The sequence below is a fragment of the Terrihabitans soli genome, from assembly GCF_014191545.1.
GTDB classification, from domain to species: Bacteria; Pseudomonadota; Alphaproteobacteria; order Rhizobiales; family Methylopilaceae; genus Flaviflagellibacter; species Flaviflagellibacter soli.
In genome coordinates this window covers 2,846,390-2,869,440 of the sequence record NZ_AP023361.1, presented here as the reverse complement: position 1 = coordinate 2,869,440, position 23,051 = coordinate 2,846,390, and the positions used below count along the sequence as shown (strand labels likewise).

At 61.7% G+C, this 23,051-nt stretch carries 21 protein-coding genes and 1 tRNA gene; 12 read left to right on the top strand and 10 right to left on the bottom strand.

Translation table 11 applies throughout. The features are described from left to right. Positions 1-45: 45 nt before the first annotated feature. Positions 46-456: a PqqD family protein gene (locus IZ6_RS14785; protein WP_222875800.1), complete on the top strand. Its 411-nt coding sequence runs from the start codon at positions 46-48 to the stop codon at positions 454-456. 62 nt (positions 457-518) lie between these two features. On the opposite strand, the gene hutX is transcribed toward IZ6_RS14785, so the two are convergent. The 3 genes from hutX to IZ6_RS14770 form a co-directional block, all read right to left on the bottom strand. After that, positions 519-1,025, bottom strand: coding sequence for a heme utilization cystosolic carrier protein HutX (gene hutX / locus IZ6_RS14780; RefSeq protein ID WP_222875799.1), 507 nt, complete (start codon positions 1,023-1,025; stop codon positions 519-521). 4 nt (positions 1,026-1,029) lie between these two features. Next, the gene (hmuQ, locus tag IZ6_RS14775; RefSeq protein WP_222875798.1) at positions 1,030-1,371 is read right to left on the bottom strand and encodes a heme-degrading protein HmuQ; all 342 of its coding nucleotides are present in this window, start codon (positions 1,369-1,371) and stop codon (positions 1,030-1,032) included. A 65-nt stretch (positions 1,372-1,436) separates the two neighbouring features. Continuing rightward, positions 1,437-3,803, bottom strand: coding sequence for a TonB-dependent hemoglobin/transferrin/lactoferrin family receptor (locus IZ6_RS14770; protein WP_222875797.1), 2,367 nt, complete (start codon positions 3,801-3,803; stop codon positions 1,437-1,439). A gap of 205 nt (positions 3,804-4,008) precedes the next feature. Between IZ6_RS14770 and hemP the strand changes: the two genes are divergently transcribed. The 7 genes from hemP to IZ6_RS14735 all read left to right on the top strand — a co-directional run bounded on the left by hemP (position 4,009) and on the right by IZ6_RS14735 (position 10,537). After that, positions 4,009-4,215 carry a hemin uptake protein HemP gene (gene hemP, locus IZ6_RS14765; RefSeq protein WP_222875796.1) on the top strand — a complete coding sequence of 69 codons (207 nt, stop codon included), beginning with the start codon at positions 4,009-4,011 and terminating at the stop codon, positions 4,213-4,215. A gap of 29 nt (positions 4,216-4,244) precedes the next feature. Continuing rightward, positions 4,245-5,111 (top strand): heme/hemin ABC transporter substrate-binding protein, encoded by an 867-nt coding sequence (locus tag IZ6_RS14760; RefSeq protein ID WP_222875795.1) that lies wholly within the window; start codon positions 4,245-4,247, stop codon positions 5,109-5,111. A gap of 17 nt (positions 5,112-5,128) precedes the next feature. Next, the gene (locus IZ6_RS14755; RefSeq protein WP_222875794.1) at positions 5,129-6,193 is read left to right on the top strand and encodes a FecCD family ABC transporter permease; all 1,065 of its coding nucleotides are present in this window, start codon (positions 5,129-5,131) and stop codon (positions 6,191-6,193) included. Positions 6,194-6,195: 2 nt separating this feature from the next. Then, entirely contained in the window at positions 6,196-6,987 is a 792-nt protein-coding gene (locus tag IZ6_RS14750) for a heme ABC transporter ATP-binding protein (RefSeq protein WP_222875793.1), read from the top strand. 275 nt (positions 6,988-7,262) lie between these two features. Beyond that, complete coding sequence (locus IZ6_RS14745) at positions 7,263-8,333, top strand: PAS domain-containing protein (RefSeq protein WP_222875792.1); 1,071 nt, start codon at positions 7,263-7,265, stop codon at positions 8,331-8,333. A 279-nt stretch (positions 8,334-8,612) separates the two neighbouring features. Next, entirely contained in the window at positions 8,613-10,319 is a 1,707-nt protein-coding gene (locus IZ6_RS14740; RefSeq protein ID WP_222875791.1) for a methyl-accepting chemotaxis protein, read from the top strand. Beyond that, complete coding sequence (locus IZ6_RS14735; RefSeq protein ID WP_222875790.1) at positions 10,319-10,537, top strand: hypothetical protein; 219 nt, start codon at positions 10,319-10,321, stop codon at positions 10,535-10,537. The genes IZ6_RS14740 and IZ6_RS14735 overlap by 1 nt, the downstream gene beginning before the upstream one ends. A gap of 134 nt (positions 10,538-10,671) precedes the next feature. Here the strand turns inward: IZ6_RS14735 and IZ6_RS14730 are convergent, their stop codons facing one another. Beyond that, positions 10,672-12,111, bottom strand: a complete 1,440-nt coding sequence (locus IZ6_RS14730) for an aldehyde dehydrogenase family protein (protein ID WP_222875789.1) — start codon at positions 12,109-12,111, stop codon at positions 10,672-10,674. A 242-nt stretch (positions 12,112-12,353) separates the two neighbouring features. Here IZ6_RS14730 and IZ6_RS14725 point away from each other — a divergent pair, with 242 nt between their 5' ends. Continuing rightward, on the top strand, positions 12,354-14,048 hold the full coding sequence (locus tag IZ6_RS14725; protein WP_225873924.1) for a thiamine pyrophosphate-binding protein: 1,695 nt from the start codon (positions 12,354-12,356) through the stop codon (positions 14,046-14,048). Positions 14,049-14,067: 19 nt separating this feature from the next. On the opposite strand, the gene IZ6_RS14720 is transcribed toward IZ6_RS14725, so the two are convergent. The 5 genes from IZ6_RS14720 to IZ6_RS14700 form a co-directional block, all read right to left on the bottom strand. Then, positions 14,068-14,769: a GntR family transcriptional regulator gene (locus IZ6_RS14720; RefSeq protein WP_222875788.1), complete on the bottom strand. Its 702-nt coding sequence runs from the start codon at positions 14,767-14,769 to the stop codon at positions 14,068-14,070. A 124-nt stretch (positions 14,770-14,893) separates the two neighbouring features. Then, positions 14,894-15,955 (bottom strand): AbrB family transcriptional regulator, encoded by a 1,062-nt coding sequence (locus tag IZ6_RS14715; protein ID WP_222875787.1) that lies wholly within the window; start codon positions 15,953-15,955, stop codon positions 14,894-14,896. Positions 15,956-15,962: 7 nt separating this feature from the next. Then, complete coding sequence (locus IZ6_RS14710; RefSeq protein WP_222875786.1) at positions 15,963-16,628, bottom strand: GntR family transcriptional regulator; 666 nt, start codon at positions 16,626-16,628, stop codon at positions 15,963-15,965. Continuing rightward, complete coding sequence (locus IZ6_RS14705) at positions 16,625-18,607, bottom strand: tripartite tricarboxylate transporter permease (protein WP_222875785.1); 1,983 nt, start codon at positions 18,605-18,607, stop codon at positions 16,625-16,627. Before IZ6_RS14705 ends, IZ6_RS14710 begins: the two co-directional genes overlap by 4 nt. Before the next feature lie 131 nt (positions 18,608-18,738). Beyond that, the gene (locus tag IZ6_RS14700) at positions 18,739-19,821 is read right to left on the bottom strand and encodes a type 2 periplasmic-binding domain-containing protein (RefSeq protein WP_222875784.1); all 1,083 of its coding nucleotides are present in this window, start codon (positions 19,819-19,821) and stop codon (positions 18,739-18,741) included. 279 nt (positions 19,822-20,100) lie between these two features. Between IZ6_RS14700 and IZ6_RS14695 the strand changes: the two genes are divergently transcribed. The 3 genes from IZ6_RS14695 to prpB are packed head-to-tail and all read left to right on the top strand — an operon-like array spanning position 20,101 to position 22,694. Further along, positions 20,101-21,435 carry an MmgE/PrpD family protein gene (locus tag IZ6_RS14695; protein WP_420825559.1) on the top strand — a complete coding sequence of 445 codons (1,335 nt, stop codon included), beginning with the start codon at positions 20,101-20,103 and terminating at the stop codon, positions 21,433-21,435. Beyond that, positions 21,432-21,761: a carboxymuconolactone decarboxylase family protein gene (locus IZ6_RS14690; protein ID WP_222875782.1), complete on the top strand. Its 330-nt coding sequence runs from the start codon at positions 21,432-21,434 to the stop codon at positions 21,759-21,761. Before IZ6_RS14695 ends, IZ6_RS14690 begins: the two co-directional genes overlap by 4 nt. 27 nt (positions 21,762-21,788) lie before the next feature. Continuing rightward, positions 21,789-22,694 carry a methylisocitrate lyase gene (gene prpB / locus IZ6_RS14685; protein ID WP_222875781.1) on the top strand — a complete coding sequence of 302 codons (906 nt, stop codon included), beginning with the start codon at positions 21,789-21,791 and terminating at the stop codon, positions 22,692-22,694. A 161-nt stretch (positions 22,695-22,855) separates the two neighbouring features. Here prpB and IZ6_RS14680 read toward each other — a convergent pair. Beyond that, positions 22,856-22,945: transfer RNA gene (locus IZ6_RS14680), tRNA-Ser, on the bottom strand. Positions 22,946-23,051 lie beyond the last annotated feature (106 nt).

Below are 23,051 nucleotides of genomic sequence, written 5' to 3'. Positions count from 1 at the left end.
CGCTCCGGCTTGGGCTAGTAAAAGCCCGCAATGGAGTGACTTGGAATGCGGTATCAGCGGGCAAGCCGGGACATTATCGCCGAGGCTTTTGACGGCGAGTCGATCGTCCTGGATCTCAGCTGCGGCAAATATTTCAGCTTTTCGGATTCGGGAAATTCCCTCTGGGAAGCTCTGTCGCAGGGCGCCGACACGGATTCGATTTCGGCGGCGTGCGCAAAAGCGCCGTGGGGTTCTGCGCTTGGCGGTTTTGTCGAGGATCTCGTCGCCAACAAGCTTCTGATGCAGGCGGAAGGTCCGGGGATCGAACTCTCCCCCGAGCTCGCCGCGCGGCTGATGGCGGCGGTAGAGGCTCCCGCCGTGTCGGTGTTCGACGACATGGCCGATCTCTTCCTTGCCGATCCGATCCACGATGTCGAAGAAGAAGCCGGCTGGCCGGTGAAGAAGGCCGAGGCCTGAAAAGAAAAGAGCCGCCCGAAAGGGCGGCTCCGAAGAAGAGCTTTGCGGGTCTTAAGACCGCTTTATTGGCCCTTGGTCTTCAGCGCTTCGAATTTTGCGAGCTGCTCGGGCTTGAGGTTCCGCTCTTTGTCACGGCCGACAAAGATCTTGAACATCGCATCGCCGTCCTTGTTGAAGAACTGAACCGAGCAGGAGCGGCGCCCGCCGGGCGGCGCGCGATCGAGCACGATAATCTCGGCGCAGTTCTCGGCCTTGATGTGACCGCCGATCGGGCTGTCGCCATGGATGTTGAAATAGCCATGGCCATGCGTGCCCGCCGGCAGGCTGCCGGTGATTTCGGCGACGACGTCCTTGGTGTGGACGAGAAACAGCACATCACCCCAGGTCGAAAGCTCGCCCCAGATCTCGTCGAAACGATCGCCCGAAAAAGCGCTGGCTTCTCCGGCGGGCAGTTCGGCCAGAACCGCGCGCAGCGGCACGTTCTGTTCGCGCGCGATAAATTCGAGAATGCCGTTCGGCTTCTCAGCCAGCGCGGCGCGGATTTTTGCGGTGTCGACAGCGATGTTCATCACCTTACTCCGCGGCAATCGGCTGGGTGTTCGCGATGTGCTGGAACACCTCGAAACCCTCGAACTGCGGATGGCCGAGATAGGTCGGCTTGCGCTCGCTCGTATTGGCGCGCGCATGCGAGGCGCGGAACTGATCGGACTTGGTCCAGGCTTCGAAATCGGCTTTCGAGCGCCACACGGTGTGTGAGGCGTAGAGAACATGATCCTCATGTTCCGGGCCGCGCAGCATATGAAACTCGATGAAACCATCGAGCTCGTGGAGATTGCTCTCGCGGTTAAGCCAGATCTGTTCGAAATCGTAGGTCGACTGCTTGGCGACCTTGAAACGGTTCATAGCGATAAACATTGCGCATCCTTCTTGACTGGCTGGGTGCGGCCGGATGTCTCCGGCCGCTCCTTGCTGGTTGATTATCAGAATTTGTAGGTCGCACTCACGCGGTAATTGCGGCCCGGCTGAGTGAAGTAGTCTTTCCTCGTCGTCGTCGCGAGATCGAGCGCGTCTTCGAAATAGGTTTCATCCGTGAGGTTGAATGCGCCCGCGCGGACCGTCAGGCCCTCGAGCTGAGCGGGCGACCACCACACGGTGAAATCGATGAGCTGGTAGCTGTTGGTCTCAGATGCCAGGGTCTCAAGATCGGAGCCGGCTTTCGGGATCGTTCCGCCCGGCACAGTCGGTGTGAAGCCGCGGGACATGGCTACGGTGAGAATGAGCTCCGCGCCCCAGGTTTCCTGCTCATAGCCGGCGCCCAGAATGGCCTTCGCCGCCGGGATGGAGTTCAGGCCGATATCCGTATCGATATCGGTTCCGACATAGGCGCCGAGCTGGCCGCGAGCGAACAAACCGTTCTCCCATTTGCGGTGTGCTTCGAATTCCGCGCCGTAAATCTCGACATTGGCGCGGTTGAAGTACTCGGTGACGCCGAGCGGAAAGTCCGAAGGATTGTACCCGAGCGAGTTGAGGTAAGCGGTTTCCGCAGGCGTGTATGTGACGGTGCCCCCGGGGCCAGGCGTGCCATAAGCCCGGTCGTCGATGAAGTTCTTGTAGCGATTGTAGAAGACCTTGGCCGAACCGCCTTCGATGTCGTCGCCGACGAGCATGCCGACATCGAACCCATGGCTGGTCTCGGTCTCGAGTTCGTCATTACCGATGCGCAGATAGGTGTTCTCGCCGCCATAGGTGAGATAGAGCTCGTTCACCGTCGGCGCGCGGAAACCTCTTGCGTATTGTGCGAATAACGTCACGTCCTGAAACGCATCGGCTTCGACGCGGAGTTTCGGAGAGAGGCCGACATCGCTTGAATCGTCCGGCAGTCCGTTCGCCGAGAACGCCGGCGATTCCGCATACGCGTCGGTGAGTTCCGGCTCGTAGCTGTAGTAATTGAAGCTGACGCCGGGCGTCACGCGCACCGTATCGTTCATGAACGCCATCTGGTCCTGAACGAAAGCCGTGGCGATCAGGCCATCGGTATCGGGCATGTCCGACTGGTTGGAATGCAGGAAGTTGCAGTTGTGGAACGGCGTCGGCGGAACTGCCGGGCAGCTGTCTTCGCCATACGAGTACTGGTGCGATTTGCTGCCGTAGATCTGAGCGCCGAAGCTCACGCTGTGCAGCGCGAAGTCGGTGTCGATGTTCTTCAGCGCAGCGCCGTTGAAGCCGAAGATTTCGGTTTCGCGCGTGTTGTCACGGCGATACGGGCCGGCCGGCGTCGTGCGGCGCACGGCGGTGAAGTTGTCGCCGAGATCCTGCTTCTGCCAGAACAATTTCGCTTCCGCCTGATCGAGCCAGCCGCCGCCATCATAGCCGTAGTCGAGCGAGACGCGCTCGCGCGTGTTGCTTTCCACAGTGTTGAGCGTATTGGAATCGTAGCTCGATATGCTCTGCGTCAGCGGTGTGATGTTCTCTTCGCGGTCGAAGCGCTCGCCGGTGATCCCGATCATGTGGCCGGTGCCGGTATAGTGGCGCAACTTCACGAGCAGGTTTTCCTGATCGTACTCGGATGGGTTCTTCTTGGTCCGGCTGGTGCCGCCGTTCGGGCCGACATAGCCGCTTGTGGCACCGCCAAGGAAATTACCCTGGTTCTCGGTCTCTTCGCCATCGCGATAGCCGCCCTGGACCAGCACGAAGGTGTTGCCGACGCGGCCCGCCAACGCCTGCTCGCCGCGAATGCTCTCGTCGCGGCTGTCGAAGGCGAATTTGGTGATGCCGCCGAAATTCTTGCCGTCTTCGAGAATGTCTTCGGGTTCGAGCGTGCGGAAACGAACGCCGCCGCCCAGCATGCCGCCGCCGAAGACGCTGGAATCGGAACCCTTGACGACATCGACCGCCGAAAGCGTGTCGAAATCGACGCTTGAAGCGCCGCCGATGGCGCCCGGCGAGCCGTCGCCGCGCGCGCCGTCGTCCATATAGGGAAGCGGAATGCCGTCGATCGTCGTCGAAACCCGCATGCGGTCGAGACCTCGAACGTTGAAGCTGCGCGTCGTCTCGCTATAGGAAACGCCGGGCGTCAGCCGGTTGATGTCCGTCGGGCCGTTGACATTCCTGCTGTCGAGCTTGGCCCGGTCGGAGCGATCCGTCAGTACGGTTTCGGCCTGTGTCGCGACCGTCGGCTGTGCATCGCCTTGCCTTGCGCCCTTCGCCTTCGCATTGCCTTCGACATTGATCGTGTCGAGTTCGACGTTCTGGCCCTGAGTGCTCTGCTGTTGTGCGGACGCCGGTGCGGCGTGCAACGCGATCAGCGCCGCCAGAGCGACGCCTGAAGTAAGACTAAACCTGTACATACCCGATCCCCCAATTCCTGATCCCCAAGGAAACAGGCTGTGCTGGCTGGGTCGGGTCTCGATCCGGTACCTGGCTTGCTGACGCCTACTCAGAAGAGCGCATACGCATTCGCGCGGTCTTCAGTTGACGCTCGTACAGAAAAATGACAATGCACGTCAAATGAAATTGCGAGTGTCTCGCAGTTTAATAAGTGTTCTAATTCTAATGAAGAAGAATAGTACAGTAGAAGAATTCAAAGATGAGCGTAGTGGCTCGTCCGAAGGTTCAACTCAACTTGTTTCTGGTGCGCCGATGCGCGTCGTAAGCAGCGAAGAGCTGCTGCAGTCCGAAACAGAGATTGGAATTGTTCATCAGGGGGCGATGTATCGTCTTCGCGTTACGCGCGGCGGAAAGCTCATTTTGAACAAGTAATTTCCGAACCCGATAGGAGAGTTTCGCCCGTGTCCCGCTTTTCTTGCCTACTCATACTTTCAGCGCTTGCGTTCGCAGGTTCGAGCGCCGCGCTCGCGGAGCCGCAGCGCATCGTTTCGATCGGCGGGTCGGTGACGGAAGTGCTGTATGCCGTCGGCCTAAAGGACAAGATCGTCGGTATCGACACGACAAGCCTTTATCCTCCGGAAGCGATCAAGACGAAGCCGAATGTCGGTTATCTGCGCGCGCTGTCGCCGGAAGGCGTGCTCGGCCTGTCGCCCGATCTGATCATCATGGAGAGGGATGCGGGTCCGCGTGAGGCGGTGGCGCTGCTCGATGAGGCGGGCGTTCCGGTCGTGCATGTTCCGGCGGGTTTTGAACTGTCCGAGCTTCCGGAAAAAATCCGTGCCATCACCAATGCCGTCGGTAAAAACGCAGAGGGCGACAAGATCGCCTCCACCGTTGCCGAAGATCTTGCCGCGTTGAAGAACGATCTCGCAAAGGTCACGGCCAAAAAGCGCGTGCTGTTTATCCTGTCGCTGACCGACGGCCGCCCGATGGCGGCCGGAACCAATACGGCGGCCGATGCCATCATCCGGCTCGCGGGCGCCGAAAACGTCTTCGGCGACGTCAAAGGCTACAAGACGATCTCGCCGGAAGCAGCGGCCGCGCTGCAGCCGGACGCGATCCTTATGATCACGCGTTCCGGGGCGCCGCAGGAGGGCACGGACATTCTGAAACAACCGGCCTTTGTGGAAACACCGGCCGCCAAGACCGGCACCTTCATCAAGATGGACGGTCTTTTCCTGCTCGGCTTCGGACCGCGCACGCCTGCCGCGGCGCGCGATCTTGCGGCAAAGCTTTATCCGGATCTCAAGCTCGCTAACGCCCAGTGACCTCGTTGAGCTCCGCCATGGCACCGGCTGCGGTTGAAGGCGACCGCTCGAAGACGGCCGTTTTCGCGATCGTTCTTCTTGCGATCGCGCTCGTTCTTGTCGGTCTCATCTCCTTGAGCGTCGGCGCCGCGGGCTTGCCTTTGCGCAATGTCGTTGCCGCGCTCTGGGCGGGACCTCAGGGCCAGGGCGTTCCGGCCGGAGAGGCGCTCATCATCTGGCAGATCCGTCTGCCGCGTATCCTGCTCGGAATGCTGATCGGCGCATCGCTTGCCGTCGCCGGGGCGGTGCTGCAGGGCCTGTTCCGCAATCCTCTCGCCGATCCCGGCCTTGTCGGCGTCTCGTCGGGAGCGGCGCTCGGCGCTGTGTCGGTGATCGTGTTCGGTCCCGGCATTCTCGCCCCGGTTCTCGTGGCGACCGGAATTTTCGCGCTGCCGCTGGCAGCGTTTCTCGGCGGCCTCATCTCCACCATCCTTCTCTACTCGATCGCGACGCGGCGCGGGCGCACCTCCGTTGCGACCATGCTGCTGGCCGGCATCGCGCTCGCCGCATTCGCCGCGGCGGGCACCGGGCTCCTCGTCTATGTCGCCAGCGAGCAGCAATTGCGCGAGATCACCTTCTGGTCGCTCGGCGCGCTCTCCGGCGCGTCCTGGTCCAAGCTCGCCGCGAGCGGGCCGATCATGGCGCTGGTGCTGATCGCAGCGCCCGTGCTGGGGCGCGGTCTGAACGCGATCGTGCTCGGTGAAGCCGAAGCCTATCATCTTGGCGTCAACGCTCAGCTTCTGAAAAAGCTTGCCATCTTCCTGGTCGCGGCGGCCACGGGCGCGGCCGTTGCGGTCTCGGGCGTCATCGGCTTTGTCGGCATCGTTGTGCCGCATCTCCTGCGGCTCGCCATCGGTCCCGATCATCGCGCCCTTCTGCCGGCTTGCGCGCTGCTCGGCGCGATCCTTCTTCTGGTCGCCGATATGATCGCGCGGATCATCGTCGCACCGGCGGAACTGCCGATCGGGATCGTGACGGCGTTTCTCGGTGCGCCGTTCTTTCTGTGGCTGCTTTTGCGCAATCGCGGAATTGTGGATCTCTGATCATGTTTGAGATCGACAACATATCGGTGCGCTTCGGCTCCCGCGAGATTCTGAAATCGGTCTCCGCGCGCGTTGCGCCCGGCCGCCTGACGGTGATCGCGGGCCCGAACGGCGCCGGCAAATCCACAGTTCTAAAGGTCATGACCGGCGAGCTGAAGCCGAACAGCGGTCATGTCCGCTTTGAGGATCGTGCACTGTCGTCGCTGTCGGCGCGTATCATCGCCGAGCGCCGCGCGGTGCTGCCGCAATCCTCCGCGCTGGCGTTTCCGTTCACGGTGTTTGAAGTCGTGCGGCTCGGCCTGCAAAATCGCGGCGGGCTCAAGCCGCATGAGCGGCGCACCATCCCTCTTGCGGCGCTCGAACAGGTCGATCTCCGAGGTTTCGGCGCCCGCCACTATCAGGAGCTTTCCGGCGGCGAACAGCAGCGTGTCCATCTTGCGCGGGTGATGTGCCAGATCGGTGCCCCGGTGATCGGCGGACGCCCGCAATATCTCTTCCTCGATGAGCCGACATCGAGCCTCGATATCCGCCATCAGATCGAAACGCTCAACATCGCGCGCCAATTTGCCCGCGACGGCGGCGGTGTTCTCGCTATTCTTCACGATCTCAATCTCGCGGCGTCCTATGCCGACCATCTGATTGTAATGCATCGTGGCGCGGTCGCCGCGGAAGGCGCCCCTGCCGAGACGATCACCGACGCTCTGCTCGAAGAAGTGTTCGGACTGCCGCTGCGTGTCGGCCGGGCGCCTGCGGCCGGAACGCCCTTCGTCCTGCCGCAGAGCCTTCTTAGCTGATCTCAATCGGCGCGGGTCGACGAAGGCCGGACAAATCGTCTCCCGTGGTACTCGAAATTGTCAGCACCTACAGCGATCCTGTTGTCGCTTTAGCAGAGCTTCCGAATCTGTGCGCGGAGCAGGTTTTTTATCACAGCTTCCTCATCACTTAGTTGGATGAGCCGTTCCCATCTCTTCACATTGTATTTAATCCAGAAATACAAAAGCTCGCCGGCTCGTTCGCGGCGGTTGGCTCGAGGCGATATTCGGGGATGGAGCGGGCGTCCCAGGTTGGATTGAGCGCGGAAGAGTTCGCTCTCGTCGAACAGCAATGCGGCTTCGGTACGTGGTCATACGATCTCGTAACGTGTGAAACCTATTGCTCCGAAGGCCTGTCGAGCTTGCTCGGCCTCGATCCGGACGAACGCGCCGACGCATCGCGTGTGCTCAGCATATTGCATCCGGAAGACCGTCCTCGGGTCGAGCAGCAATGGGCCCATCTCGAAGACCAGGATGCCTGTGCGCTTGAAATGCGCATCATCACGCCGGGCGGCACCATTCGCCGGCTGCGCAGCCATATACATATAATTTTTGAGAATTGGGTGCCTACAAAGGTTGTAGGTGCAGTTTTCGATATATCGGAGTTGCATCACGAGCGTTCGGCGGCCGTTCAATCACAAAAGCAGCTTGTTGATTTATCACGCTCGATATCGCCCATCACCTGGACGGTTGAGCCCGACGGCGCCGTGTCGCTTTGCACCAGCTGGTGTTCGATCACCGGGATGAAGCCTCAGCAGGCCAGCCAATGGGGATGGCTCGAACGTGTCCATGAACGGCATCAGTCTGCGCTGCGCGCCGCTTGGGTCGGTGCGGTGCGGACCGGGAAAAGCTTTGCCCAGACGATTCTGATCCGCGACAGAGGCGATCAGTGGGTTTTGTACGCGTTTCGCGCGGCGCCGATTGTTTTCCGGCATCCCGATACGACGCTTGAGGTGTCGCTTGTCTGCGTCGATATCCAGCGCTGCGATTTTACGTTTTTCCCGGATCAAACGCGGTTTGTGCCGAACGGCGCTATCGACGGTCCGGAATCTGTCCCCGTCTTGAGCGGCGCGCTGATGCGCGCGGCGCGCGGCCTGCTCGATTGGCCGGCCAAAGCGCTCGCTCACAAAGCAGGTGTATCCCTGTCGACAATAAGACGGATGGAAATGGAAGGCGATCGCACGCATCGCGATCTCACGGCCAGTCTGGTGCAGAAGGCGCTGGAGAAGGCGGGCGTCGAATTTCTCCCTCTTCCCGACGGATCGACCGCGATCAAGCTCGCTGATTCGAAATCTGCCCATACAGATAAAAAGAGCGACGCAAATTAGTGTCATTTGGCGCGCCGCCGAATGAGTGCTTTTGATCCTTTGACGATGTGCAGCGCGAACCGTTTGGTTCGAATGGATGCACGTTCGAGTTCCGGTTTCACCGCCACCAGCGAAAAACATTCACGCGGCCGCGCGGCAAGAACCCGTTAACCACGAGATCTCCAGCCTTCGCGTGCGAGGCGAGAAGCGAGAGCTGTCGGGCGACGCGAAATTGCGTTCCGGCCGCCGCTTTACTCGGCCGCCGATAGGGCCGTCGGACGGGCCATGGAGGTTGGGGCTATGGAACTGCTGGGAAGAATAAAGATCATCTACAAGATACTCGCCGTCATCGCGCTGATGGCATCGATGTCGGCGCTGCTGTCTTACCTTGGAACGACGTCGCTCTCCTCGTTGAACCATGCAACGGGAGAGATGGAACGTATCGCGGGCAACGCGCTCCTCTCGCAGCAGCTCTCGGTCAACGCGATGGCGCTCGGCCGCGCGGAGTTCCGCATCGCGGGCGACCCGCGCCCCGAAAATCTTGCCGAGGTCATGCCGGCAATTGCCGAAGAAAAAAAGCTTTTCCGCGAGCGGCTCGACCGGCTGCGCTCGAAGGTCATCTCGGATCAGCGCAAGGCCCAGGTCGCGAATGTCGACAAGCTCATGGGTGAGTATGAGAGCTACCTTGAGCGTACCGTCAAACTGGCCTCGGGCACCAAAGTCGAGATGACGGAAGAAATGGAGCGCCTGCGCGATGGCGCGATGCAGAGCCGCGAAAAGGCGGATGAATTGCGTGCTGCGCTGCGCACCATGAGCAGCGAGATGGACAAGGACGTAGACAAGCAGTCCGAGGACGCGACGAACGAGTATCACGCAACCTCGACGCTCATGCTGACCGTTACGGTCGTCGGCATCGCGCTCAGCGTGATCGTCGGCTTCCTCCTCGGTCACTTCGGCATTTCGAAGCCGATCAGAGTAATGGTCGAGGTTCTGCAGCGCCTGGCATCGGGCAATTTCGGCTTTGAAGTTGCGGGCACGAACCGCAAGGATGAGGTCGGCGATGTGGCGCGGGCCGCCGTCATCTTCAAACAGAATGGCCTCGAGAAGGAGCGGCTCGAACGCGACGCCGAAGAGCAGAAGCGGAAGAGTGAGGAAGATGCCCGTGCAGCCATGAACCAGCTGGCGAATAACTTCGAGTCCGAAGTCATGGGTGTGGTGCGTGCCGTCTCCTCGGCCGCGGAACAGCTGCAGCAAAATGCGTCGCAGATGAGCGCCGCCGCCGATGAAACCAGCCGACAGTCAACAATTGTTGCCGCCGCGTCCGAACAGGCGACCGCCAATGTGCAGACGGTTGCTGGATCTGCCGAAGAGCTTTCGGCGTCGATCCGCGAAATCGGTGAGCAGGTGACGACGGCGGCGCAGGTTGCGGCCGGTGCCAGCGGCCAGGCCGCAAGCGTCGCAAACCTTGTGCAGACTCTGGCCGCAAATGCGCAGCGTATCAGCGAGGTCGTCAACCTTATCTCCGATATCGCAGCTCAGACGAACCTGCTTGCGCTCAACGCCACGATCGAGGCGGCGCGCGCCGGCGAAGCGGGTAGGGGATTTGCGGTTGTCGCGGTCGAGGTTAAGGAGCTGGCATCGCAGACATCCAAAGCGACGGAAGAAATCTCCTCGCAGGTTCATGCGGTCCAGTCGGCGACAAACGAAGTCGTGACGGCCATCGGTTCGATCACGGCGACGATCGATCAGATCAACTCGATCTCGGCGGCAATTGCCGCTGCGGTCGATGAACAGGGCGCTGCGACGGCGGAAATCTCCCGCAATGTCACGCAGGCGGCTCAGGGCACGCAGGAAGTGACGTCCAATATCGCGGGTGTCAACCAGGCGGCTGCGCAGACCGAGCAGGTCTCCGGCCAGATCGTGACGGCTGCCGGCGACCTCTCGGTCCAGGCCACATCGCTTCGCGATCAGGTCGATGCGTTCATCTCGCGCGTGAGGGTCGCGTGATGGGAGAGCCGCTCGCAGCCGCCCGCCATCTCCGGCTCGTTCCGGAGGGCGATGGCTTCACCGGGCTCGGTCATTCCGACCGCGCCGCGTTGATGATCACGCAGCTTCTGAATGTTTGGAAGGAAAGCCTGACGGGCGGTCTTTCAAGCGAGCAGGCGTCGCGGATCAGCTTCGATCTGGTGTCTGATCATCTGAGGGCCGTCGAGCGGGAGCGCTAAGCGGGATCACGGTCTTCGTTCAAGGATCACCGGGTAATATCCTCCCCAGCTCCCCCAAGTTGCTCGGTGATACGGGCCCGCGCAGAAACGCGGGCCCGTACCATGTTTCGCACCGGTCGCGCGGATAAGGCCGGTCAGTTAAACGTAATCAGCCGCTCTTCGGTCATTTCCTCGACCGCATATTTGGGGCCTTCGCGGCCGAAGCCCGAATCCTTCACGCCACCGAACGGCATGCCGTCGGCCCGCGCGCTCGAGGCTTCGTTGATGTGCACGGCGCCAAAGCGCATGTTGCGTGCCGCATTGACCGCCGCTTTGACATCGCTCGTAAAGATGCCGGCGGAAAGGCCGAACGGCGTGTTGTTGGAATGCTTGACGGCGGCGTCGAGTTCGTCGAACGGCAGGATCACGACGCAGGGCGCAAAGATTTCTTCGTCGACGACGCGCATGCCGTCCGCAACATGGGTGAGGATGGTGGGCGAGAGCACAGGCCCGGTCCGTGTGCCGCCGAGAACGACTCGCGCCTGATTTTTCTTGGCTTCCGCAATCCAGCTTTCAGCGCGCTCGGCTTCTGCCTGCGAAATCATCGGCCCGACGCGCGTTTCCGGGCGGCGCGGATCGCCTGCGGGCATGGCACTCGCAGCGTCCGTCAGACGCTTGAGCGCCTCATCGAATATTCCCCGCTGCAGATAGAGGCGCTGCGTCGATGTGCAGACCTGGCCGGCCTTGCGGAACGAGGCATTGGCGATCTTCGGGATGGCAAGCTCGAGATCCGCGTCGTCGCAGACGATCGTCGAGGCGATCGAACCGAGTTCCATCTGCGTGCGGCGCAGGCCCGCGCCCTGCTGGATAATGCGCCCCACCGTGGTGCTGCCGGTGAAGGTGTAGAAGGCAATGCGCTGATCCTGGACGAGATAGTTCCCGATCTTCGAGCCCGAGCCGTTGACGAGATTAAGGTATCCGGCCGGCAGGCCCGCCTTGACGAAAAGATCGCACAAGGCCGCAGCGCTCAGCGGTGTCAGGTTCGACGGCTTCAGCACGACGGAGTTCCCGGCGGCGAGCGCCGGGCCGATCTTGTGCGCGACCGTATTGAGCGGCGAGTTGAACGGCGTGATCGCGCAGACGACACCGAGCGGGCTGCGCACGGTGAAGCCCAGCCGATTGTGCTGGCCGGCTGTCGCGCCGAAGGGGACGGTGTGACCGGTGATGCGCGTCGCTTCCTCGGCGCAGATATCCAGCGTGACGATCGTGCGGCTGATATCGCCGTCGGAATCGGTGAGGGTAAAACCGGTTTCGGCGACCATGATGTCGCGCAGGCGCGCGCGGTTCTTTTCAATCTCGGCAGCTACCGCCCGCAGGATACGTGCCCGCTCGATAGGCGGGATGACGCCCGCATCGAACGCCGCCTGCGCCCGCGTCACCGCCTCTTTGACATCGGCTTCGCTCGCTTGCGCGATCTCGGCGATGACGGCGCCGGTGAACTTGTCGTGGACGGGAATGAGGCTTCCACCATCGGTCCAGCGTCCGCCGATCAGATTGGTGAGCGGGGGGAGGACAGCGGCAAGTTTGTCGGTCATAGCGTTTCCGGATTTCGGCGGTTCGTACGTACGTCCTCAGCGAGACGGCAAGGAGGATACGTCCTGCGGGCGCCGAATATACCGGCCGCCAGCGATCATCGCCTTAAGGGATGCAGGGCGCAGCCCCTTACTGGCACTGTCTGATATCATCGACAGGATTGTCAACCGTAATGTTTTCATTCATAAATGAGCCTATCCGCCCGCTTCGGCGCGGCGCCCATTCGCATTCAGCGAGGACTTGAGTGGACGCGCGCACAGAAAGCTCATCGGCTCCCTCCGGCTTACGAAAAGCCAAGCTTTACGAGCATCTTGCGGAAGCCTTTCGCGCCGAAGGCGTCACCCGCCTTTTTACGCTTCTCGGCGACGCCAATATGCACTGGGCGATCACGCTCGGTGAGTTGGGCGTCAAGCTCTATCACGTGCGGCACGAGCACTGCGCCTGCGCGATGGCGACAAGTTATGCCAGCGCGACCGGCGATGTCGGCGTTGCGTCGGTGACCTGCGGACCCGGGCTCACTCAGCTGATGACCGCGCTGCCCGCCGCCGTTCGCGCCAGCATTCCCCTTGTTGTATTTGCCGGCGAAAGCCCGATCGGCGCGGCCTGGTACAATCAGTATATCGATCATGCGCCGTTCGTTCGCGCGACGGGCGCGACCTATATCGCCGCGCACGATCCCTCGCAGATGTTCAATCTTGTGCGGCGCGCATTCCTGCTCGCACGCCAGACACGGCAGCCCGTCGTCATCGGCGTGCCCTTCGATCTTCAGCAGCGCGAGATCGAACTGCCGGCCTATACGAATTCGCTTTCCGTGATGCCGCAGGGCGGCGCGGCGCAGCCGGATCCGGACGCGATCGCGCGTGCCGTTGCGCTCATTCAATCCAGCCAGAAGATCGTTGTGCTCGGCGGACGCGGCGCAAAGCTCAGCGGCGCCCGCGCCGAGTGCGAAGCTCTCGCGGATGCGTGCGGTGCGTATCTGGCTGCGACCCTGCCGGTGCGCGGCATGTTCAACGGATCGCCATACGAGATCGGGATTGCCGGCGGTTTTTCCGCTGACGCGACGCGCAAGGCTTTCAGCGAAGCCGATCTCGTCATCGCGGTCGGTGCACGGCTGACCTATCACACGGCGGAGAACGGCAAGCTCTTTCCGCAGGCGCGCGTTCTTCAGATCGATATCAATCCTCTGGGAGAACAGCACGGCCGCACGCCGGCCGATCTTTACATCTCGGCCGATGCGGGCGCCGGGGCCCGCGCGCTGGCACACGCGGTGCGCTCTGCCGGCTATAAGCCGTCCGGCTGGCGCACGCCGGAACTGCACAAGGAACTCATCAGTTCACCGCCGAACCGCAACCAGTTTCCGCCCGACGGCAATGCCGCCGATCCGCGCGATGTTATCGCCAAGCTCGATGCGGTCCTGCCGAAGACTTGGCACATCGTCAATTCGTCCGGGCACTGCTCATATTTTTCGGCGCATATGCATGGCCGCGATATGAGCCGCTTCCACACGATCCGCGAATTCGGCGCCATCGGTAACGGCATCTCGTATGCGATGGGCGTTGCTGCCGCCTATCCGGATGAGCCCATTGTGATGATCGACGGCGATGGCGGCACGCTGATGCATATTCAGGAATTGGAAACGGTAAAGCGCCACGGCATGCGCATCCTGTTCATCGTTCTGAACGATGGCGCCTACGGTTCGGAAATCCACAAATTGCGCAGTGAGGGCGTTGACGACGGTCCGGCGATTTTCGGTCGCGGCGATATCGGACGCATTGCGCGCGGCTTTGATCTCATCGGCCACAAGGTCGACGATATCCGCCAGCTGCCCGATTTGTTTGCCGAGTTCCAGCGCGAAAAAACTGCGGCGCTGTGGGACATCACGATTTCGGCGAATGTCGTATCGCCGGCGCTGCCGAAGCATCACAAGGGACTGCGCTGATCCTGCGGGATCGCGGCGATTAAAAGCCGCTTTTCAGGAAGACGCGCAGATTGTCCCGGACCGCCCGCAAATGGACGGACATGGCGGCATAGGCCTTCTCCGGATCCTTGGCGGCGATCGCCGCAACGATATCGGTATGCTCCTTAAGGGCGCGCTCGGCACGGCCGGGCATCAGCACGGTGCGGTATTGCACGCGCACAAGCTGATGATTGAGGTTTGCGAGCATACGGCTCAGCGTCTTGTTGTTGGCAATGTCGGTAATGAGGCCGTGAAGCTGGGCGTTCAGTTCCGACATGCCGAGGAAATCGCCCGCGGCGAAACACGTCCTCATGCCCGCAAGAATGCCTTCAAGTTTTTCGACATCCTGCGGGGTCGCGTTTTCCGCCGCCACTTGCGCGCTCAAAGTCTCAAGCGCGACGCGAACCTGCACGATTTCGAGAGCCTCATCGGCGGAGACCCGGCGCACACGGGCGCCACGGTTCGGCTCGCGTGTGACGAGGCCCTCGCCTTCCAGCACAACGAAGGCCGTGCGGATATTCGCCCGGTTGGTGTTGAGGTTGCGAGCGAGATCGGCCTCGACCAGATGCTCGTTCGGCAGGAGCTTGCCGGTGACGATGTAGCGGCGCAGCGCTTCGACGACCGACTGCGGAATATCGCCTTTGCGCGACTCCGCCTCGCCCGCCTGTCCGCCTGCATCATCGAAATCGAGAGATTGGCTCACGGCCGCCTGCAACTCCTTGAATAGCCGGACTATCAACAAACAACCCGATTATCCATATGCCGGGCAATTCTTTTGTTAACAGCATGGCCGCAATGCTGAAAACGCCCGTCCGACGCGGCGTGGATCACGCCTCGGGCACGGATTTCTGGCGCCGGGCAAGCCAGGCCCCGGTCTGGGCTCCGGCCACGATCACCAGAATGACCCGGCACACGTGGCAGGTGACGACAAAGGCGACGTCGATGCCGATGGCGTAGGCGATGATGGTCATCTCGGGCAACCCGCCAGGGGCAGCGGCCAGCAAGAGGGCGGAGAAGGTTCGGTCGAAGAACATCGATCCGATAACGGCCATCAGCGCCGCGACACCGATCATCGCAACCGCCCACACCACGGCATGGACCAAAGTGCGCCGCACCTCCGCCCAGCCGATGCCGGCAAAGCGTGCACCGGCCGACGCTCCGATGACGATCTGCACGGCGCCGACCATCCATTGCGGCGGCACGGCCTGCGTGACGCCCGTCGCATGCAAGGCCGCGCTCAAAGCCAGGGGCACGAAAATAGCGCCGCCGCTCAGGTTTCTGAACTTGATGCTGGTGATGAAGCCGGCCGCGCAGCAGGCGCCGATGATAAGCCAATCGATCAGGTCCATGCCGACATGCGCATGGGCGGCCATGACGGGCCGAGAAAGATCGATGTCGGTGAAAAACTGCATAATCGCCGGCACGATGAAAACGACGGCGGAAATGCGGATGGTGTGAACGAACACCATGGTCCTGATATTCCCGCCGAGTTGCGAGCCGATCATGATGAGCTCGCCGAGCCCGCCGGGCGTCGAGCAGAAGAACGATGTCATGACATCGTATCGGCATATCTTCTTGAAAAAGAAGAAGCCGAGAATCGTGATGATGACGGAATAGGAGGCCGCGTAGAGGATGACGTCCCAGCTTTCCGCGAGCGCAATGACAACGACCGGGGTAAATGCGCTGCCCGCGAGAACGCCGATCACCGGGCGCGCCGCATTGCGGAACAGCGGCGGCATCAGCCAGTCGCGTCCCAAGAGGACCGCAAGGGCGGTCGCGAACAGCGAGCCCAGCATCCAGGGCAGGGGGATGTGCAGCGCGTAGAAGAACGAACCGCCGGCGAGCCCCACCAGCATGGCGAGAGCGGTTCTTGAAAGCCTGTCCAACATAACCTCGTCAGCTTCTGGTTTTTTCGATCGTCGTCTTCAGCGCAAGTTGGACGCCTTCGAGATGCGCGCGCATGATCTGTTCGGCTTTCTCGCCGTCGCCGGAACAGATGACTTCGACGATTTCCTTATGTTCCTGCAGCGCCTTTGCGGCGCGGCCGGTCATAAGAACAGTGCGGTACTGAAAACGGATGATCTGCGAATCGAGATTTTCAAGCAGCCGCGTCGCGGTGGTGTGTCCCGAAAGGCGCTGGATCTCGGCGTGGAGGCGGCTGGCACCGGCCGAATAGCCGAGAACATCGCCGCCGTCGAGCAGCGCTTCCATTTCGCCGATGATGTTACGAAGGCTGCTTCGCCCGTCGTCATTGATGTTCTCGGCGGCCTGGCGGGCGACGAGGCCTTCCAGCACGCCTCGTGCCTGAGTGATTTCCAGCGCTTCGACATCCGACACCAGCCGCACCCGCGCGCCGCGGTTCGGCTCGATGACGACGAGGCCTTCCTGTTCGAGCCGCGCCAGCGTCGTGCGGACTTTCGTCCGGTTCGTCGCGAGAAAATCGACGAGCTGATGTTCGATCAGCCGCTCGTTCGGCGTGAAAACCCCGGACGTAATGGCCTCGCGGAGTTTCTGTACGGGGTCCATCCTCGTGGTCTCGGCTTCGGCGGGCGAAAGCCTCAATGGAGAACCCCCGGAAGCTCGACGAACTTCTGCAGTAGCCCCGGCGGATAGAGCAGCGACAGCGTGTCTCCAAGCGCCCACAGCGTCGCAGCGGTCGCCGCAGCACCCACAGCCGAGAACAGATAGCTCGCCTTGGCGAACTGGCGCAGGAACACGAAGACATACAGAGTTGCGCCGAGGAAGAACCCGACAAAGAAACTGATCAGGATCGGTCCCGCCATCCAGGCGAGATAATAGGCGTTCGGCGTCCAGATTTCGCCGCGGGCCACCATTTCTGCTTCAGCGTCCTGCAAGAACGTGCCGGTGCGCTTCGAGACAAGAAGGCCGAGCGCGATCAGCGTGAAGAAGCCGCCGATCAGCGCAAGCGTGATCGGATAGACCTTCGACAAATAGCGCAGGTCGTGGGTGTCCCAGATCGCGAACGCGATGAACGAGAACAGCAGGAGCGCAAACGCGATCTGCGGCCGGCGGTCCTTGGCCGAAGCTTCCGTCGACGCATCGTCTTCGTGCACCGAGGCCTTGCCGCGCCAGATGAAGAAGGCGGAGATCATAATGGTGATGACGATGCCGATCGTCACCGGACGCAGGAACAGTTCCGGCCCATAGATCTGAACGGTGCGGTAATAGGCGGCCTCGAGCGGGTTCGACAGCACAAAGCCGATCAGCATGGCCGGCCGCGACCAGCCGAAGCGCTTCATATAGAGGCCGAGCACACCGAGCGCGAACATCACGATCAGATCGCCCCATGAACTCGACGACTGGAACGCCGCGAAGAACAAGAGAACGATCATGAACGGCGCAACGTAGAAGAACGGCACCGTGGTGATCTTGGCGATGGGCTTTGCCATGATCAGGCAGATGCCGGCGCCGACAATATTGGCGACGGCCAGCGACCACACGATCAGGTAGGTCATGTCGATATGCTTGGTCACCATATCGCGGCCGGGCGTGATGCCGATGACGATCAGGCCGCCGAGCAAAAGCGCCGTCGATGCCGAATGCGGAATGCCGAGGAGCAGCGTCGGAATGAGCGAGCCGCCTTCTTTGGCGTTGTTGGCCGATTCCGGCGCGATGACGCCGCGGATATCGCCTTTGCCGAACATGCTCTTGTCGCGGCTCGATTGCACGACATGACCGTAGGCGATCCAGTCGATGACGGCGCCGGAGATGCCGGGCATCGCGCCTAAAAGCGCCCCAAGGCCCGAGCAGCGCAGCACAAGCCAGCGGTTATGGATAACGTCCATGAAACCCTGTTTCCAGCCTGAGCCGAGCGAACTCTCGGTCGAGATCGTGTAGTGACGGCGCAGCACGTCGATGATTTCGGGAACCGCAAAAATGCCGAGCGCGATCAGGACGAGCGGCAGGCCGTCGCTGAGATAGATCGTGCCGAACGTCATGCGGTATTCGGCCGTGGCCGTCGCCGCACCGACCGTGCCGAGCAGAAGGCCGATCGCGGCGGAGGCGAGACCTTTGACCATGCTGCGGCCGGTCAGCATGCCGAGCAACGACAGCGCAAGAATGATGAGCATCAGCTGTTCGGGAAAGCCGATCGCCATCAGAAGCGGGCGGGCGAAGACAAAAGCGATGGTCAGGCAGAAGGCGCCGAAAATGCCGCCGAACAGTGAGGCCGTGAAAGATGCGGCGAGCGCGCGCGCACCTTCGCCACGCTTTGCCAGCGGGAATCCGTCGAGTGTTGTTGCGGTGCCGCCGGCGCTTCCCGGAATGCCGATCAGAATGGCGGTGAAGGTGTCGCCCGTCGGTGTCACGGCCACAAGGCCGATCATCATCGCGAGAGCGGAGCCGGGATCGAGTTCGAAGATGAACGGAAGAATGAGAGCAAGGCCGGAAATACCGCCGAGCCCGGGCAGGAAGCCGACGATCAGCCCGATGATCACGCCGATCATCAGATACATCAGATGTGGCCCCGCGACGAGGAGCTCCAACGCGCTCAGCGCGGCGCTGAAAAAATCAACTTGCATGACCGGCTCCCACTTCGCGGCTCTGCACTGCATGTCGCAGGCGGTCGAATTCTTATTTCAAGAAGAGAGGAAACCGGCGGCCAAAGCCGCCGGTTTCTTTCGTCACCCTGGCAGGGGGAACGACGGCGCGTTTACTTGACGCCGTATTTTTCGCTGAGCCAGCTCTTCAGCCATTTGCGCTCGTCGTCGGTCATGACGGAGGCGCCCTTGAGCACGGCGGCGGCGGCATCACCGGTCGACTGCGGATAGTCGCCGAGAACGCCCTTGGCTTCCGGCGTCTGCAGTTCCGGCGCCTTCATCACGCGCGCCGTCGCATCGGCAAAGGCCTTGACGATCTCGGGCGAGGTTCCCGCCGGCAGAACCAGCATTTTCGAACCCATGACGCGGATGTTGAACAGCGTCTTCCAGATATCGTATTCGAGGCCTTCAAGCTTCTTGCCCTTCACCTTCTCATAAACTTCGAGGAAGGTCGGAACTTCCGGCGCGAGCGGATCGCGCACGATCTTGCCCGACGCATCCTGGAAACCGAGCGTGAAGAGCGGGACCACCGTGCCTTCCTTGATCATCGGCACAATGGCGTTGCTCCAGGACGCCATATTGTCGAACTTGATGTTGAATTCGCCGCGCTCGAACGCGCCGCGCGATTCCGAATTGCCCATGCCGAAGATCGTCTTCATCTTCACGCCCAGAAGATCGAGCGAGAGCAGGATCGGAAGGTCGGACGCCGTCGGGCCGTCGCCGCCATAGATCGGCGTCATGGTGGTCAGGTGCTTCACGTCGGCCGCGGCATCGCCCGTGAGGCCGATGTCCTTACGGCCGTAAACGACCGCGCCGAAAGGCGATGTCAGGAAGGCCTGGAATTTCGGCAGGTCGTAGGCGACCGCCGGATCCTGCAGAATATAATTCAGGAACGTGCCGACGCCGATCTGGCCGACCATCTGGCCGTCGGGCTTGGCGTCCTGCTGGAACTGGTTGATGCCCTTCACCGAACCGCCGCCCGGAATGTGGCGGATGATGATCGGCGGGTTGCCGGGGAGCTCCTTCTGCAGAAGCGGAGCAAGAAGCCGGATGTAGAAGGTCGAGCCGCCGCCTTCGGTGTACGGAATAATGACGTCGACGTGCTTTCCGCTGAAGTCGACGGCACCTGCTTGGCCGCCGCCGGCGGCCAGGAGCATCGCGGCAAGCGACAGCCCCTTCATCATCGTCCTGATCATATTCGTCCTCCCACTATCGTTGTTCTGATCGGCCGGTCTTTCGCCGGGCGATGGGCGGTCAGTTCGCTTCTGCGTCTCGGTGGGAGCCACAGACAGTTCGACCGTCCCCTATCCAAACGAGTGGGCAACAGTCTTGTCAACAATATTACCGACGATATGATGGACTTCTCGAAAGAAAGAAGTAGCAGAGGGGAGCACGCAGTGACCGCGCACGGGACAGTAGACAACGTTCATACGAGACGGATTGCGAATTATGTGTCGGGAATCACTTATGAATCTGTGCCCGAGGAGGTCCGTGAGCGCATCAAGCTGCTGATCCTGGACTCGCTGGGCTGCGGCCTTTACGGCGCGCAGCTGCCCTGGTCGAAAATCCTCCAGGACACGCTCGGCAAGACCGATACCGGCGGAAACACCTATGTCTGGGGCACCCGCCAGCGTATCTCCAGCCCGCATGCCGTCCTCATCAATGGCAGCCAGGTGCAGTCGTTCGAACTCGACGACGTGCATCGCGTCGGCATCATGCATGTGGGTGCGGTGACGCTCCCCGGTCTCATCGCCGTCGCGGAATCGCATCGCGATATGTCGGGCAAGGATTTCCTCGCCTCGGCGGTTGCCGGTTACGAGATCGGCCCGCGCGTCGGCGTCTGCATGACCCAGCAGCATATGGGACAAGGCTGGCACACCGGCGCGACGCTCGGCGTGTTCTCCAGCGCCGCGGCCTCAGCCCGGGCCCTCAAACTGACAAGTGATCAAACCGTACATGCTCTGGGCATTGCCGGTACGCAGTCCGCCGGCCTTCTCGCCGCGCAGCACGGCGCCATGGTCAAGCGCATGCATGCCGGCCGCTCGGCGCAGAGCGGCTTCTACGGAGCGATCCTCGCCGAATCCGGCTTCACCGGCATTCTCGACGTCTTCGAGTCGCCCTTCGGCGGCTTCTGCTCGACCTTCTCGGGCGGTGCGCACGAATACGACATGAATGCGCTGAGCGGCGGTCTCGGCGAGCAGTTCGAGACGATGCGCATCGCGCTGAAATTCTATTCCTGCGTCGGCTCAAATCACACGACGCTCGACGCCATTCGCGATATCCAGAAGGCGCATCCCTTCACGGTCGATGATCTCGACAAGGTCGTCGTTCACTGCTCGCGCATCACGCTCGATCATGTCGGCTGGCCCTACAAGCCGGAAGGCCTTGTGTCGGCGCAACTCAATCTGCCCTTCTGCGTCGCGACGCTTCTTCTGGAAGGCGATGTCTTCGTCGAACAGTTCACGCCGGACGTGGTCACGAACAAGGCTCGCATCGCTTTGTCGGAGCGCGTGAAAGTGGTCGAGGATCCCGAGATCAGCGCTCTGGGCTCCAAGCACCGTCACAAGATTCGCGTCGATGTGCATCTGCGCGACGGCTCGGTGTTCACCGAGACGCGCGAGTCGCCGAAGGGCAGCGAGTTCTCGTTCGCACCGGCGGAAGATATCGTCGCCAAGTTCAAGAAACTTACCAACCATCTCCTGCCGCCGGCGCAGCAGTCGGAGCTCATCGACATCATGCTGAATGTCGAAAAAGCGCCGAGCGCACGCCGCATCGCAGAGCTTCTGCGCGCACCGGAAAATGCAAAATGACTTCGGCTCCCTCGTCCAAATCGCGCGAAGCCGTTCGCGATTTCGTTCCGAAGCTGATCGAGCTCAGCGAGACTGTTCTCTACGGAGATGTCTGGCAGCGGCCGGGTCTCGCCAAGCGCGACCGCAGCCTCGTGACCATCGCGGCGCTTCTCGCGCTTGGACGGGTGGATCAGTTGAAGGTCCATGTCGGACGGGCCATCGATAATGGCGTGACTGAGGACGAGATTTCGGAACTGATCACCCATCTGGCATTCTATGCCGGATGGCCCGCCGCCATGAGCGCCGCATCTGCCGCGAAAGCGGCGCTCGACGCGGACAAAACGTAAAACAAAACTGCGGAAGCGGGAGATCCTATGACCGTCGAATGGCTCAACGGAAAGAACGAGAAAGATGTGAGCCGCGCCGGACGCCTGCGGCGGCTGATGCACAGCGGCCGGGCGGTGGCGGCCGCCGGCGCCTATGACGGCATGTCGGCGGTGCTGGCGACAAATGCGGGGTTCGAGGCGCTTTATCTGTCGGGCGCGGCGCTCTCCGCCTCAATGGGTCTTCCCGATCTTGGGCTGATCACGCTCGACGATGTGTGGCGGCGTGCACGCGAGATCAGCCGCGTCTCGAATGTGCCCTTGATCGTCGATTGCGATACGGGCTTCGGCGAGGCGCTCAATATCATGCGGGCGGTGCGCGAGCTTGAGGAGATCGGGGTTGCCTGCATCCATCTCGAGGATCAGCAATTCCCGAAGAAATGCGGTCACCTCAACGACAAGAAGCTCGTCTCGACCGAAGACATGTGCCGCAAGATCGCCGCGGCGCGCGCCGCGGCGAACGATATGGTGATCTGCGCGCGCACGGATGCCGGCGCGACCTCCTTTGACGATGCCCTCGACCGGGCGAAACGGTATGGAGAGGCTGGTGCCGAACTGATCTTCGTCGAAGCGCTGACGACACAGGACAATATTCGCCGCGCACGGGCCGAGATCGAAAAGCCGCTGCTCGCCAATATGACGGAGTTCGGCCGCACGCCGCAGATCAGCCTCTCGGAATGGGATGCCGCCGGCTACAACATCGTCATCTATCCGGTGTCGGCTTTCCGGGTGGCGTCGAAGGCCGTGCAGCGCTTTTACGCCTCGCTCCGCGCCAACGGCCATGTCGGCGAGTTCCTGCCCGAGATGATGCCGCGGACCGAGCTCTACGAGACCATCCAGTATTATGACTATGAGGCGCTGGACGGTCAGATCGTCAAAACGGTTCTGGAGCCGTAGCTCCCGGAAACGGGCGCATTCCGGAGGCCGGGCCGGCGGGCGGATTCGGTATTCTTCTGTAAACCTTACCGGTCCGGGCAGGGTTGAAAACGCGCCAGAATGCACGCGTTCAGCCGTGCGGCGACGATCATTGAAAATCTTTTGATATCAGATGGTTGGGCTGGCGGAGGGAGCGGGATTCGAACCCGCGATACGGTTTCCCGTATACACACTTTCCAGGCGTGCGCCTTCAACCACTCGGCCACCCCTCCTTAACCGCGTTCTCACGCGGAGCCGCCGTATAGCCCCCAAAGGGGGTAGAGGCAACGTGACCTTTACGCCGGGCTGTGAACCTCCGCCCCCTTTGGCGAGTTAAAC